Origin of the sequence: Pseudomonas sp. SIMBA_068, assembly GCF_046534705.1 — a bacterium.
In the GTDB taxonomy this organism is placed as follows: Bacteria; Pseudomonadota; Gammaproteobacteria; order Pseudomonadales; family Pseudomonadaceae; genus Aquipseudomonas; species Aquipseudomonas putida.
In genome coordinates this window covers 1-15,098 of record NZ_JAWRYI010000021.1, presented here as the reverse complement: position 1 = coordinate 15,098, position 15,098 = coordinate 1, and the positions used below count along the sequence as shown (strand labels likewise).

9 protein-coding genes and 1 rRNA gene are annotated in these 15,098 nt (G+C 60.6%); 6 read left to right on the top strand and 4 right to left on the bottom strand.

What is annotated here, in order from left to right; translation table 11 throughout:
- Positions 1–2,279, bottom strand: a 2,279-nt coding sequence (locus SB756_RS27785) for a retention module-containing protein (RefSeq protein ID WP_410912691.1), incomplete at its 3' end; no start/stop codon positions are given.
- Positions 2,280–3,282: 1,003 nt separating this feature from the next.
- On the opposite strand from SB756_RS27785, the gene SB756_RS27780 reads away from it, so the two are divergent.
- Positions 3,283–5,439, top strand: coding sequence for a type I secretion system permease/ATPase (locus tag SB756_RS27780; RefSeq protein WP_341797248.1), 2,157 nt, complete (start codon positions 3,283–3,285; stop codon positions 5,437–5,439).
- A 7-nt stretch (positions 5,440–5,446) separates the two neighbouring features.
- On the top strand, positions 5,447–6,805 hold the full coding sequence (locus SB756_RS27775) for an HlyD family type I secretion periplasmic adaptor subunit (RefSeq protein WP_341798847.1): 1,359 nt from the start codon (positions 5,447–5,449) through the stop codon (positions 6,803–6,805).
- Positions 6,806–6,952: 147 nt separating this feature from the next.
- Here SB756_RS27775 and lapD read toward each other — a convergent pair whose 3' ends face one another.
- Complete coding sequence (gene lapD / locus SB756_RS27770; protein WP_341797247.1) at positions 6,953–8,899, bottom strand: cyclic di-GMP receptor LapD; 1,947 nt, start codon at positions 8,897–8,899, stop codon at positions 6,953–6,955.
- Positions 8,900–8,909: 10 nt separating this feature from the next.
- Complete coding sequence (gene lapG / locus SB756_RS27765; RefSeq protein ID WP_341797246.1) at positions 8,910–9,671, bottom strand: cysteine protease LapG; 762 nt, start codon at positions 9,669–9,671, stop codon at positions 8,910–8,912.
- A 204-nt stretch (positions 9,672–9,875) separates the two neighbouring features.
- On the opposite strand from lapG, the gene SB756_RS27760 reads away from it, so the two are divergent.
- From SB756_RS27760 to SB756_RS27745, 4 genes are all read left to right on the top strand, one after another.
- Positions 9,876–10,565 (top strand): GntR family transcriptional regulator, encoded by a 690-nt coding sequence (locus SB756_RS27760; RefSeq protein WP_016497456.1) that lies wholly within the window; start codon positions 9,876–9,878, stop codon positions 10,563–10,565.
- Between the two features lie 111 nt (positions 10,566–10,676).
- The gene (locus tag SB756_RS27755; protein ID WP_410912689.1) at positions 10,677–11,180 is read left to right on the top strand and encodes a sigma-70 family RNA polymerase sigma factor; all 504 of its coding nucleotides are present in this window, start codon (positions 10,677–10,679) and stop codon (positions 11,178–11,180) included.
- Between the two features lie 4 nt (positions 11,181–11,184).
- Positions 11,185–12,141 carry a FecR domain-containing protein gene (locus SB756_RS27750; protein ID WP_410912688.1) on the top strand — a complete coding sequence of 319 codons (957 nt, stop codon included), beginning with the start codon at positions 11,185–11,187 and terminating at the stop codon, positions 12,139–12,141.
- Positions 12,142–12,306: 165 nt separating this feature from the next.
- On the top strand, positions 12,307–14,721 hold the full coding sequence (locus SB756_RS27745; RefSeq protein ID WP_410912687.1) for a TonB-dependent siderophore receptor: 2,415 nt from the start codon (positions 12,307–12,309) through the stop codon (positions 14,719–14,721).
- A gap of 125 nt (positions 14,722–14,846) precedes the next feature.
- Here SB756_RS27745 and rrf read toward each other — a convergent pair.
- Positions 14,847–14,962: ribosomal RNA gene (rrf, locus tag SB756_RS27740) — 5S ribosomal RNA — on the bottom strand.
- Positions 14,963–15,098: the final 136 nt, after the last annotated feature.

Genomic DNA, 15,098 nt, shown 5'->3' with positions numbered 1-15,098 from the left:
TTGCCACCGGTAGCGCCGGTGATCGTGGTACTGACGGTCGAACCATTGTTGTAGACGTCGTTCGCCGGGGTCTGGAAATCAACGCTGCCCTGGGTTTTGCCGGCCTCAACAGTGATGGTCTGGCCATTGGACAGGGTCACGGTCACTGGCGTCTGGGCAGGGTTGCTCAGGGTTACGGTGTAGGTAATCACGCCACCCTCGGTCACCGACGGGGTGGCCGTCAGGGTCGCGGTGGTGGTGTCGACGGAGTCATTGATCGTGGTCTGAGCCGGAGTCGGGTTCGGGGTCAGTTGCTCGAAGTTACCGCCGGTGGCGTTTTCGATGGTGACGCTGACAGTCGAGCCGTTGTTGTAGACGTCATTCGCCGGAGTCTGGAAATCAACGCTGCCCTGGGTCTTGCCGGCTTCAACGGTGATGGTCTGGCCATTGGACAGGGTCACAGTCACCGGAGTCTGGGCAGGGTTGCTCAGGGTTACGGTGTAGGTGATCACGCCGCCTTCAGTAACGCTTGGCGAAGCGGTCAGTGTTGCGGTGGTGGTGTCCACCGAATCGTTGATCGTGGTCTGAGCCGGAGTCGGGTTCGGGGTCAGTTGCTCGAAGTTACCGCCAGTGGCGTTTTCTATGGTGACGCTGACAGTCGAACCGTTGTTGTAGACGTCGTTCGCCGGGGTCTGGAAATCAACGCTGCCTTGGGTTTTGCCGGCCTCAACGGTAATGGTCTGGCCGTTGGACAGGGTCACGGTCACCGGAGTCTGGGCAGGGTTGCTCAGGGTCACGGTGTAGGTGATCACGCCGCCTTCGGTGACGCTTGGCGAAGCGGTCAGGGTCGCAGTGGTGTTATCGACCGAGTCGTTGATCGTGGTCTGAGCCGGAGTCGGGTTCGGGGTCAGTTGCTCGAAGTTACCGCCGGTGGCGTTTTCGATGGTGACGCTGACGGTCGAGCCGTTGTTGTAGACGTCGTTCGCCGGGGTCTGGAAATCAACGCTGCCCTGGGTTTTGCCGGCCTCAACGGTGATGGTCTGGCCGTTGGACAGTGTCACAGTCACCGGCGTCTGGGCAGGGTTGCTCAGGGTCACGGTGTAGGTAATCACGCCGCCTTCAGTGACGCTCGGCGAAGCAGTCAGAGTGGCGGTCGTGTTATCGACCGAGTCACTGATTACCGTCTCAGCCGGTGCAGGGTTCGGCGTCAGTTGCTCGAAGTTGCCACCGGTAGCGCCGGTGATCGTGGTACTGACGGTCGAACCATTGTTGTAGACGTCGTTCGCCGGGGTCTGGAAGTCGACGCTGCCTTGGGTCTTGCCAGCTTCGATGGTGATTACCTGCCCGTTGGACAGCGTAACGGTCACCGGAGTCTGGGCAGGGTTGCTCAGGGTCACGGTGTAGGTGATCACGCCACCTTCGGTCACCGACGGATTCGCCGTCAGCGTCGCAGTGGTGGTGTCGATGGTATCGGTAACCTGGGTGACTGCCGGCGTTTGCGGCACTGTCACAGTCAGGCCGTTGCCGCCAGTGGTACCCGTTACAGTTGCCGAGATCTGGCCACCGTCGATATAAGGCGTGTCATTTGCCGGGACCACGACATTGACGCTGCCGCTGGTCTGCCCGGCCGGGATGACGATTACGGCACCATTGGACAGGGTGACGACCAGGTTGGTGGTCGGCGCCTGGCCAACCGTGGCGGTATAGACGATTACGCCACCCGCTTCGCTGATGGAAGGAGTGGCGCCAAGAATCAGGTCGGTAGCAACGTTGGTGTCGATCGTCGGCGTAGTCACCTGGTTATTGCTGGTGGTATCCAGCAAGCCAACCTCTTCGCTGTCGAGCACGGTAGCAAAGCCCAGCCCTTCCGTCGGGAAGCCAACGGTAGCATCGACCCGACCCGCGGTTTCTTCGAGCATCACGAAGCTGTGACCACCGCCAAGCGCGCCGCCGCCGCCCGCTGCGGACGGGCCGGCTGCGGTGGCTTCAAGTTCGGTAGTCGGGTCGACACCGGCCGCGATCGCCTGTTGCAGCTCTTCTACCGACGGCGCGGCCTGTGCGGTCGCCTGGCTCAGGTCGGTGCTGCTGTCAGGCGCATCGGCGCTCCACTGGCTGTCGCGGCCCAGGTCAAGCAGACGGCCATCGGCTAGCTCCAAAGTAACTGCGCCGCCCGGGCCAGTGAGCACTTCCTCACCTGCCAGCAGGCGGTCCCCTTCGATGAGCACACGACGAATGCCCTCTGGGGATACCGCAATAACCTGGCCGACAATGCTTTTGACGATGGCTACAACGCTGCTCATTGGACTCTCCGTGTGACCCTATGGGTACTTCCATGCCAGAGCGGCACTCGCAAGCCACTGCAGGCGGAACTATGTCGATGATCTCTTGACGCTTTATTGCGTCAATTTTTCGCCTATAACTATTTGGAATTACTTAAATGCCAAACTATTGACCTTATAGAGGCCATCCTAAACAATCGGCAATGTAATGTCACATTGATATTTGTACCTTAGCCAACCGTTCATTGAGGACAAATGTCGTACATCATCGAAAGCTTGCTTAACGCTAGTTCGAGCAATGTTTTTAACGCCTGGACATTGGCATTTAATGCTGCAGAACAGCCGCCCATCGGCAACCGTCAAGCCTGCACGCGTCAATTTTCAGATTACTTTCGCGCGCCAGGCTGCTAACTCCATACAAGCACAAACCTTGCCTGAAACCGGACAGGCCGGGGCGTCCAAACGAGGCAACATCGGGGCTGTATAGGGTTCGAGCCAACGCCAAAGCCTTTTACAGCGCCCGGCCTGCAACAACGCTTCATCGCAGATCAGATAGATAGAGAACGATTGCGCAGATACTGACACGGCGATGATGGCAAACCCTTGACGATTTCTGAACCAGCGCCAAGCGTGCAAGCAGATTTTGTACGATGAATTTTAACGATCAGCACTTTTAAAACCGTCAACAAATCAGCGCCCATTAAATGACGAAGACAAAGATCGATCATAGGCGGCCCACTCACTGTCTGGCGGGCAGGCTATGCTGCTGAAAGTGCTTCAGCCTGTACCCATACCGGATCAAAAATGAAACACCCACTGCTCGGGAGCAGTCTGGTAGCAATGAACGACGTACAATTGTTTACTCAGTGTCGATTCGAGGCGACCATTGGCCGTCTGCTCAGCCATAAGGGCGTCGTAGCCCCACCTACACCGCTTTGCAGCACCATTGAAAGCCAGGGCGAGCCGGCCAGACTTAACGGCGGCACACCCACCCCACCCACCACAAGGATGAAGAGAGCGCCGCGTGGAATCTGAAGTCAGTCGAGTCCAACTCAGCCATGATCCACGCAGTCAGCATGACGATCCCTTGCTGGATAGCCTGCTGAGCCTGTGTGTCCTGCACCAGAAACCCGCCAGCCGGGTCATGCTGACCACCGGCCTGCCGCTGCCCGCCCAGCGCCTGAGCCCCGAGCTGCTGCCCCGTGCCGCCGCCCGGGCCGGCCTGCAAGGGCGTCTGCTGCAGCGCAAGCTGGAGCAGATCCCGAGCATCGCCATGCCGGCGATGCTACTGCTGAAGGAAGGCCGCAGTGCCGTCCTGCTAGGCTGGGAGAACGAAGATACCGCGCGCCTGTTGCTCAGCGAGAGCGACGGCGGCGAGGTGCATGTCAGCCGCGAAGCCCTGCAAAGCGACTATAGCGGCCGGGTATTCTTCGCCCAGCCGCAGCACAAGTTCGACGTCAACCACGGCAACCTCATCCCGCGGGCAAAGTCGTGGTTCCGCGATACCCTGCTGCGCAGCAAGTGGCTGTATATCGACGCCATCGCCGCCAGCCTGGTGATCAACCTGATCGCCCTGGCTGCGCCGCTGTTTGTGATGAACGTGTATGACCGTGTGGTGCCCAACCAGGCAACGTCAACGCTCTGGGTGCTGGCCATCGGTATCGCCGGCGCCTACATCTTCGACCTGATCCTCAAGGGGCTGCGAGGCCTTTGCCTGGACCTGGCCGGCAAGAAGACCGACCTGATCATCTCGGCGACGCTGTTCGAGCGCATCGTCGGCATGTCGATGAAGTACCGCCCGGCCAGGGTCGGCAGCTTTGCCCAGAACATTCACGAGTTCCAGGGCCTGCGCGACTTCCTCGCCTCATTGACCCTGACCAGCCTGATCGACCTGCCGTTCACCATTCTTATCCTGATCGTCATCGCCATCATTGGCGGGCACCTGGTGTGGATCCCGATCATTGCCTTCCCGCTGGCCCTGGGCATCGGCTATGCCTTGCAACGGCCGCTGATGGCGACCATGGAGCGGACCATGGCCCTGGCCTCCGAGCGCCAGTCCAGCCTGATCGAAACCCTGGCCGGCCTGGATGCGGTAAAGGTCAACAACGCCGAAAGTGAACGCCAGTACATGTGGGAGCAGACCCTGGGCACCCTCAGCCGCCTGGAACTGCGCGTGAAGGTGCTGTCGAGCCTGGCGATGAACATCACCATGCTCATCCAGCAGCTGGCTGGCGTGGCGATGATCTGCGTTGGCGTGTACCTGATCATCGACGGCAACTTGAGCATGGGCGGTCTGGTGGCGTGCTACATGCTTAGCGGTCGGGCGCTCGGGCCACTGGCCTCGCTCAACGGCTTGCTTGCCCGCTACCAGCAAGCCAAGGTCACCATGGTGGCCACAGACCACATGATGGAACTGCCGCAAGAGCGCAACTTCGAGGAGCGCCCGCTGAGCCGCAAGGTACTGCAGGGTAGTGTCGAGTTCCGCGGGGTTGATTTCACCTACCCGAACCAGCAGAACCTGGCGCTGAAGAACATCAACCTGACCATCCGCCCCGGCGAAAAAGTCGGCATCATCGGCCGCAGTGGCTCGGGCAAGAGCTCGCTGGCCAAGCTCATCGTCGGCCTGTACGAGGCCGATGGCGGCTCGCTGCTGGTCGATGGCGTGGACATTCGCCAGATCGACGTCAGCGAACTGCGCCACAACATCGGCTATGTACCGCAGGACATCCAGCTGTTGGCCGGTACCCTGCGCGACAACCTGGTCAGCGGTGCCCGTTACATCGAGGACGAACTGATCCTGCAGGCCGCCGAGCTGGCGGGTGTTCATGAATTTGCCCGTTTGCACCCGGACGGTTACGAGCTGCAAGTGGGTGAGCGCGGGCAGAACCTGTCCGGCGGCCAGCGGCAGAACGTAGCCCTGGGCCGTGCGCTGCTGCTCAACCCGCAAATCCTGTTGCTGGACGAGCCGACCAGTGCCATGGACAACACCGGCGAAGAGCGCCTCAAGCAGCGCCTGCAAGCGGTGGTGGAAAGCAAGACGGTACTGTTGGTCACGCACCGGGCCTCGCTGCTGTCGCTGGTGGACCGGCTGATCGTGATCGATCGCGGGCAGATTGTCGCCGACGGCCCGAAAGCCGCGGTCATGGATGCGCTGAAGAAGGGGCAGATCAGTGTTGCATAAGCTGGATATGGGGCAATTCAAGGATGGCCTGCGGCGCTACTTCAAAGGTTCCGACTCACTGGGCGGCCAGCCGCTGCCAGAGGTCAACAAGGCCCTGATCGAAGATGCACCGCGGGTTGTGCGGCTGACCATCTGGGGCGTGATCCTGTTCTTCGTGTTCTTGATCGTGTGGGCCAGCGTCGCCCCCATCGACGAGGTCACGCGGGGTGAAGGCAAGGCCATTCCGTCGTCCAAGGTGCAAAAGATCCAGAACCTGGAGGGCGGTATCGTCGCCGAAATCTTCGCCAAGGAAGGGCAGATCGTTGAAGTGGGCCAGCCATTGCTGCGCCTGGATGAAACCCGCTTCGCCTCCAACGTTGGTGAGACCGAGGCCGACCGCCAATCCATGGCCCTGCGGGTCGAACGCCTGAGTGCCGAGGTAGAGGACCGCCCGCTGAAGATCGACGAAGAACTGCGCAAAGCCGCACCAAGCCAGGCGGCCAGTGAAGAGTCGCTGTACCAGAGCCGGCGCCAGCAACTGCAGGACGAAATTGGCGGCCTGCAGCAGCAGCTGGTTCAGCGCCAGCAAGAGCTGCGTGAATACAGCTCCAAACGCGCCCAGTACGCCAACAGCCTGGAGTTGCTGCGCAAGGAAATCGGCATGTCAGAACCACTGGTGGCAACCGGCGCAATCTCCCAAGTCGAAGTGCTGCGCCTGCGCCGCGCCGAAGTGGAGAACCGTGGCCAGCTGGACTCCACTGCGCTGGCCATCCCGCGTGCCGAGGCGGCCATCCGCGAGGTGCAAAGCAAGATCGAGGAAACCCGAGGCAAATTCCGCAGTGAAGCGCTGACCCAGCTGAACGAGGCACGCACCGAGCTGAACAAGGCCACGGCCACCAGCAAGGCACTGGACGATCGGGTGCACCGTACCATGGTCACTTCGCCTGTACGCGGTATCGTCAAGCAGATGCTGGTCAACACCATTGGTGGGGTGATCCAGCCTGGCAGCGATATCATTGAAGTGGTACCCCTGGACGACACGCTGGTCATCGAAGCGAAGATCCTGCCCAAGGACATCGCCTTCCTGCACCCTGGCCAGGAGGCGACCGTCAAGTTCACGGCCTACGACTACACCATCTACGGTGGGCTCAAGGCCAAGCTGGAACAGATCGGCGCCGACACCATCACCGACGAAGACAAGAAGACCACCTACTACCTGATCAAGCTGCGCACCGACCGCAGCCACCTGGGGACTGACGAGAAACCGCTACTGATCATCCCAGGGATGGTGGCGACGGTGGATATCATGACCGGCAAGAAGACCATCATGAGCTACTTGCTCAAGCCGATCATGAAGGCGCGTTCGGAGGCGCTGCGCGAGCGCTGATCAGTTTGGCCACTGCTTTCCAGTGGCTCCTCTGGCCCTATCGCCGGCAAGCCAGCTCCCACAGGTACCGCACTGGCTTTGAAGTTGGTGCAGTACCTGTGGGAGCTGGCTTGCCGGCGATAAGGCCGGAACTGCCAGTACGAGAACTCAGCGCCAAGGCGCAGGTTCACCTACCAGCTGCCCCTGAATGCCGCCTACCCCCATCTCCTGCAGCTCCCGCCGCTCCCCTTCTGTCTCGACCCGCTCGGCAATCAGCGGCAAGTCGATGCTGTGCGCTGCACGCTGGATCGCCTCGATGAACAGCCGCTTGTGCTGCTCATGGTCGATGTTACGGATGTAGCTGCCGTCAATTTTCAGGTACGCCAAGCCCAGGTGCGCCAGGTTGCCGATCATGCTGAAGCGCCCGCCAAAGCGCTGCAGCGCCAAGCCAAAACCCAGCCCGTGCAGGCGCCGGGTGAGTTGCTCCAGAGCCGCCTGCTCAGGCAACTGCTCCTCGCCAATTTCAAAAACCAGCCGCGGGCCGAGCGCCGCGTTCTGGCCCAGCAGTTCAAAGATGCGGTGCAGGGCCTTGGGGTCGGCCAATGTAGCGGCGGACAGGTTCAGCGCCAGCACCTGATCATGCCCACGCAGGTGCGCCAACACTTTCTCCAGCACCAGCACGTCCAGCCGCGGCATCCAGCCGAAGCGCTCCAGCCAAGGCAGGAAGCGACCCGCCGGCAGTGCCTCGCCCTGGCCATCCTGCAAGCGGGAAATCACCTTGTGGTGCAGTACCCGTTGCACCGTAGTGCAATCCACCACCGGCTGGAAGAACAGCTCGAAATGCCCATTTTTGAACGCCTGATCGAGCCGCTCATGCCAGGCGTGCTGGCTATCGGCAGCCACTGCAGCCACGCCTTGTTCAAGGCATACCCACCCCGGCGTTGGCTGGTTCTCGGCACGGGCCAGAGCCTCATCGGCGAGCTTCAGCAAAGCCTGCGGAGAATCACCCGGGCTGAATGGCGCGAGGCCGATACAAGCCACCGGGTCGATATCACTGGCGCCCGTTTCGTGCAGGCTCTGCAGCGTTGCCTCCAGGGCCTGGGCCAGGTTTACCGCTTCTTCATGCACCATGCCCGGCGCCAGCACGGCAAACTCGCCACCGCGGCTGCGGGAAATCAGGTCGTTGGTTTCCGGGAAGCTGGCACAGGTACGGCGCAACTGCTCACCCACGGCCTGCAGCAACTGGTCGGTACGCTGTCCGCCAAGGCGTGCGTTCAGCCCTGCCAACCCTTGGACACGCAGTAACAGCAGGTAGCCGGCGCGCGCGTCCTCCAGGTTGCTTACCCGGGTGTTCAGCTGCATTTCGAAATAGCGGCGGTTCGAGAGCCCGGTCAGGCTGTCCTGATAGGACTCCGCACGCAACCGCTCGCTGCGCTCGGCCTGCTCGGTAAACAGCGCCTTGAGCTTCTCGACCATCTGGTTCATCGCCTGCACCACACGGCGCAGTTCCGGTGTGCGGGGCAACTCGGGCAGGCTGAGAAATTCGCGGCGCGCAATGGCATGGGATTGCTCAACCATATAGTCCAGCGGGCGCAACTGGCGGCGCAACAGCAAGGCGCCGAGCACGGCACTGGCTGCACCGCACAGCAGTAACCAGCCCAGGCTGCCCAAGGCGCTTTGCCAGAGTTTGGCAATGGCAAACATCGGGTGGCTGATCACTTCCACCCGCGCGGCCTGCTGCCAGCCGCGGCTGACGATGGCGTCGCCACCGGCGGCCTCAAGGCCGATCAGGTGCACGAACCAGCGCGGTACCCCGCCAGGGTCCGGCTCGGCGTGGCGCTCCACTAGTACGGCGTTGGAGCCCAGGTCGACGACCTTGATGCTTGCATAGTAACCACTGTCGAAGATCGAGCTGACCATCAGCTCGACCATCGCCGGGTCGTCGATATTCGGCGTCAGCGAAAGCGCCAGCGCGGTCGCTGCATCTTGGGCGTGCGAACGCAACTGGTTGACGTACTGGCTGCGCGAGCTTTCCAGGCTAACCATGAAACTGCCACTGAAGGCGACTACCAGGAACAGGCAAATGGCCAACAGCAATTGTTTGAACAGTGACATCTGTGCTCCTTCAGTAAACCGGCTCGGCCGGGAACCCTTCGGCCTGCATTTTCTTCAGCAAATCCTGCCAGCGTGACAGCCGCTTGGTGTCTCCGACCTTCTTGTTGCCTGCGGCGCCCGTCAACCACAACCCCTCGCCATTGAAGGCATACACCGGCAGCAGGTCGGTACGTTGGCTTGCCGGCTTGATGGCATCCATGAGGCTGTCGAGCACCAAAGGCTGGGCCTGTGGGTTTGAATAATAAGTCAGGACCATGTGCGCGCGATTCTGCCGCAACGCCTTGACGTAGGTGATGCGCAGTTTTTCGCTGGGGATGCCCATGCGCCGCAGGCTGAAATACTTGGCGATGGCGTAGTCCTCGCAGTCCCCGGCACCTTTGATCAGTGCCTGCACCGGTGTGGCCCAGTAGTCGACCTCATGCCACAGGTCAATGTCTTCGACATAGCGCAATTGCTGGTTGAAAAAACGGTTGACCACTTGCAGCTGCTCAAGCTCAGTACCCTGCTTTTGCGTGGCCATCAGGTTCTGCCAGGCATCGATACGGCCCTGCCCGACACCCAGAGGACCATACAAGGCCTGCGACTTGCGGCTGATCTGGGAGAAATCCCAATCCGCGTGCAAGCCGCCCAGCAGCAGACTGCCCAGCAGCCCGGCAAAGGCGACACGTCGCACAACGGTTTTGAACATCCAGGATATCGCCACTGCCAAGCCCTGTGCAGGCCAGTCGAAAGCAGCGATGGTGCGGCTTGCCACTGCAAAAAACAATGGCACCCTGCAATCATGCATCCGCCTGTCAGCCGGCCTACACTTTCTGTTTATAACCTTCTATAGGCCGCTTCCTTTGGCGGGCGACTTCATCCACCATAGCCGCGCTTTTGGGCGCCCGTGCCAATGCGGGCCTAGGTTTGACAACCCCCACAAGCTGTAACTAGTGTCATTGGATCCAACTTTAGTCATCGTTGAGGCAGACGTCGCGTGGCCGAGAAAATCAAATTGAGCAATGTGCTGGTCAGCGAGCAGCTGTCGCCGCACCAGGCCCGTGCCGTGATCGAAGAACGCCTGCGTAGCGCCATCCTCGATGGCCGCCTGCCCCCTGGCACCGCCGTGCGACAACAAGAGCTCGCCACCTTGTTTGGCGTCAGCCGCATGCCCGTGCGCGAAGCCCTGCGCCAGCTTGAAGCGCAATCGCTGCTGAAAGTTGAGATGCACAAGGGTGCGGTGGTTGCGCCGCTGATCGGCGAGGATGCGGTGGACACCTATGCCCTGCGCGTACTGCTTGAGAGCGAAGCGCTGCGCCAGTCGATCCCGCTGCTTGATGCCAGCGATATCGCCAGCGCCCGTGGCTATATTCAGCAACTGGAGAACGAAACACGCCACGCCGAAATCGGCCGCCTGAACCGCCTGTTCCACATGGCGCTGTACAGCAAGGCGTCGAACAGGAAGCTGCTGCGCCTGATTGAGAACGAACTGAACGAAGAAGAGCGCTTCCTGCGTTTTCATCTTTCATCCATGGGCCTGGGCAAGCTGACCCAGGACGATCACAACGCATTGGTAGACGCGGCAAGCGACAAGCTGGTGGATGAGGCGGTAGCCGTGCTGGCCCGGCACCTCAATAGCGGAGCGCTGGTAATCCGCAATTATCTGGATGCGCAACGGGCGCGTTAGCCCGTAACTGGCTTTACGTGCGGCGCGAGCAGATGGGTTGCAAATTGACCCTGCCACGCCAACAATGAGACTAATTATCATTCATGTCCATTGATGCCAGCGCCCTCCACTATGCCCAGCAACGACTCCGTGCAAACGCTCTACAGTGACCACCACGGCTGGTTACACGCCTGGCTGCGCAGCAAGCTGGGCAATGCCGCCGATGCCGCAGACCTGGCCCATGATACCTTCGTCCGCTTGCTGCAACGCCGCGAACACCTGCAGTTGAATACCCCTCGGGCGTTCTTGCGCACGGTAGCGCGTGGGCTGGTCATCGATCACTGGCGCCGCGAGGAACTGCACAGGGCCTACCTGGAGGCACTGGCCCATGTGCCGCAAGCACAGTATCCCTCGGCCGAAACCCGCGAGCTGCTGCTGGAATTGCTTGAGCGTATCTCGCGCATGCTCGACGGCCTCAAACCCAAGGTACGTCGCGCCTTCCTGCTGGCCCAATGCGAGGGGCTGAAGCACCAGGCCATTGCCGAGCAGATGGGGATCTCGGTGCGTACCGTAGAGCGGTACATCGCCGATGCGCTCTACCATTGCTATGTGCTGCGCTACGAAGACGAGTGTTGAATCAATGACTGCCGCACGCCCTGATGCAAAAGCCGTCAAACAGGCCATCCAGTGGCTGCTGCGGTTGCGCGAGAGCGGGCATGAGCCGACGCTGCAACAACAATGCGCGCAATGGCGCAGTGCCCACAACGAACATGAGCAGGCCTGGCAACGGGTGATGCACCTGCATCAGGACCTTGACCTGCGCTCCGTCCCCGGTGCCGGGTTGGCGTTGCAAACCCTGGAAGCCAGCCAGCAACGTCTGCACCGCCGGCAAGCGCTGAAGCTGCTTGGCGGCGTTGTCATGGTGGGATCGGCGACATGGCTGGCCAAAGACCTCGATGCTATCAGTGCGTGGGCGTCGGACTATGCCACCGGCACCGGTGAGCAACGCGTCTTCACCCTCCCCGATGGCTCACTGATGCAACTCAATACCCGCACTGCCGTGGACCTGGCCTTCAATGACCAGCAGCGTCTGGTTCGCCTGAAGCAGGGGGAGCTGATGATTACCTGCAACTCCGGGCATCCAGTGCTGGTACAAACCCGCGATGCACTGCTGGAAGGATTCGCAGGGCGCTTTGTGGCCTACCAGGACAACGATTGCACACGTGTCAGTGTCAACCACGGCAAAGTGGCGATCCACCGGCCTGGCAATGGCCACCTTCTGTGGATTGAAGGCGGCCAGCACTGGCGCCTGGATGCTCAAGGCGCGCACCAGCTGACGCACCTGGACATGGACGCGATGGCCTGGACTGAAGGGCTGATCGTTACCCAGGACATACGCCTGTCCGACTTCCTCGCGCAGGTCAGCCGTTACCGCCACGGTTACCTGGGCTGCAGCGAAGAAATTGCCGATTTGCGCCTGTCCGGGGTGTTCCGCCTCGAAGACCCGGAGCAGCTGCTTCAGTTGCTGCCGCAAACGCTGCCCGTAAGGCTTCGCCAACGTACACGCTGGTGGGTACGTGTAGAAAGCATGGCCTGATGAGGCCTTGACGATTTCTGGCGGGTTTTCAATCCCGGTCCGGCTAGGACAGTAAGCGACACCATCTGCCCTCAACACTTCAACGGACCCTTCATGCCTATCAACCCGGTGTTAACCCACACTCTCAACTTGAATGATTATCGACCTGTCCTGCAATCAGCACGCTTGCGCCATGCTATCCGGGCTGCGCTGTTTGGTACTGCCTTGAGCCTGGCCGCTGTTCCGCAACTTTGCGCAGCGGCTGAGACAGCCCAAGTGAGTCATCGCTATGCAATTCCGGCCGGACAACTGGCCGACGTACTCAATCAGTTCGCTCGCCAGGCCGGAATTACCCTGTCAAGTACGCCTCAGCTCACCGATGGCCTGCAATCGAACGGCCTGCAGGGGCAGTACGCTACCGACCAGGCGCTGCGCCAACTGCTCAATGGCAGCGGCCTGGAAGCGGTCAGCCAGGATGGACGTAGCTATGTGTTGCAGACACAACCCCAGGAAGCCGCCCTGTCATTGCCAGACACTGATATCCGTGGGTTCACCCTCGGCAATGCGCTGGGCAGCATGGAGGGTTACAACGCCACCCACAGCCAGGTGGCGACCAAGACCAGCACGCCGTTGGTGGAAACCTCTCAATCCGTCTCGGTGGTTACTCGCCAGCAGATGGATGATCAGGGCTCACAGACCGTTGCCCAGGCCATGCGCTACACGCCTGGGGTACTGACCAACCCTTACGGTGCCACCCATCGCTACGACTATGTGGCCATGCGCGGCTTCAACGACGGTTCTGTGGATAACATCTACGTCGATGGGCTCAAATCGATGGGTGACAACGGCACCTACAGCACCATGCAGGTAGACCCGTACTTCCTTGAGCGCATCGACATTCTGAAGGGGCCCTCCTCGGTGCTGTATGGGCGAAGCTCGCCGGGGGGGCTGGTCGCCCTGACCACCAAGAAGCCGCTGTTTACCCCATTCCATCAGATTCAGGCCACGGTTGGCACCCAAGGCCAGCGTGGTATGGGTTTCGACTTCAGCGGCCCTGTGGATGACGATCAGCGTATCGCTTATCGCCTGACAGGCCTGGCGGATGCGTCCGACACCCAGTTCGACCACAACAAGGAAGAACGCTACACCATCGCCCCGGCCATCAGCGTCGATTTCACCGAAGATACCTCGCTCACGCTTCAGGCTTACCTGCAGCACGACCCTAACGGAGGGTACCACGGTGGCAACCCTGCAGACGGCATGCTGCACAAGCGCAATGGCTTGCGCTTGTCAGACCACTTCTTCGAGGGCGAGCCGGGCATCGACAACTACGAACGTACGCAACAGTCGTTCAGCTACCAGTTCGAGCACCGCTTCAACGATGTGTTCACGGCGCGGCAGAACTTCCGTTACCAGGATTCGGACGTGTCCATGGACCAGGTGTACTCAGCCGGCTGGGCAGATGCCGACAGCAACGTCCTCAACCGCGCCTATACCGGCGGCGACGAGCGCCTGCATTCGTACATCATCGACAATATGCTGCAGGCGGAATTCTTCACCGGCGCTGCCAAACACACTCTGCTGCTGGGCACCGACTACCAGCGGCGCAAGGCCGATGTCGCATGGCGTTATGGCTCGGTCGACCCGCTGGACGCCGGCAACCCGCAGTACGGCAATGGCAACCTTCAGGTACTGGGCGAAAACCGCTACCAGCGGCGCTTGCAACAAACCGGTGTGTACCTGCAGGACCTGGTGGAGCTGGACCAGTGGCGTTTCTCCCTGGGGCTTCGCCAGGACTGGGTGAAGGTGTCGGAGGAGAATCGCGACAGCGACACCAAGGTCAGCGATCAGCGCTCCAAGTTCACCACCCGGGCCGGGGTGCTCTACCTGTTCGAGAACGGCATTGCGCCCTATGTCAGCTACTCGGAGTCGTTCAATCCCAACACCGTGTCCGACCAGGAAGGCCGCCCGCTGGCACCGACTGAGGGCACTCAATGGGAAGCAGGTATCAAGTATCAGCCTCCGGGCAGCGACAACCTGTTTACCGCATCGGTGTTCCGCATCGAGCAGGAAAACCTGGCCTCGAAGCAGCCTGACGAAAACTTCTATCGCCCGGTAGGTGAAGTACGCTCGCAAGGGCTGGAGCTGGAGGCACATGTGCAGCTGACCGACAGCCTCAAACTGCTGGGCGGCTACACCTTCACCGATATCGAATATTCCAGGTCGATGCCGAGCCTGACGTCGGGCAGCCTGGACAACAAAGGTAATTCGCCAACCCAGGCACCAAAACAGATGTTCTCGCTGTGGGCTGACTACAACTTCCGCCAAGGGCCGCTGGATGGCGTGCGGCTGGGCGGTGGAGTGCGGTATGTGGGCTACAGCTGGGTGGATGCGGAAAACAGCATGAAGGTGCCTTCCTACACGTTGTTCGACGCCTCGCTGGGCTATGACCTGGGCAAGGTTGGGCTCAAGGGTGTGGATGTGCGCATTAACGCAAACAACCTTACCAATGAAAGCTACATCACCTCATGTGCCAGCCTGAACTACTGCTACATGGGTGAAGAGCGCAATGTCAGCGCCACGGTCAGCTATCAGTTCTGAAATGAAAGTGGCTGCTGATACGCGGTCCGTGTAGGAGCGGCCTTGTGTCGCGATCGGGCTGAAAGTGAAGGCCCGGAAAAGACAAAGCCCCTGTCTGCATTGCAGACAGGGGCTTTGGGTTTGAATCTTGACGATGACCTACTCTCACATGGGGAAACCCCACACTACCATCGGCGATGCATCGTTTCACTGCTGAGTTCGGGATGGGATCAGGTGGTTCCAATGCTCTATGGTCGTCAAGAAATTCTGTGTGCTGGCCCGTCACTCGGACGTGCCTGCGAATCTCTGTAGTTCCTACTTAAAGACAAAACCCCTACCTGCATGCGCAGATAGGGGTTTTGCGAAATGAATCTTGACGATGACCTACTCTCACATGG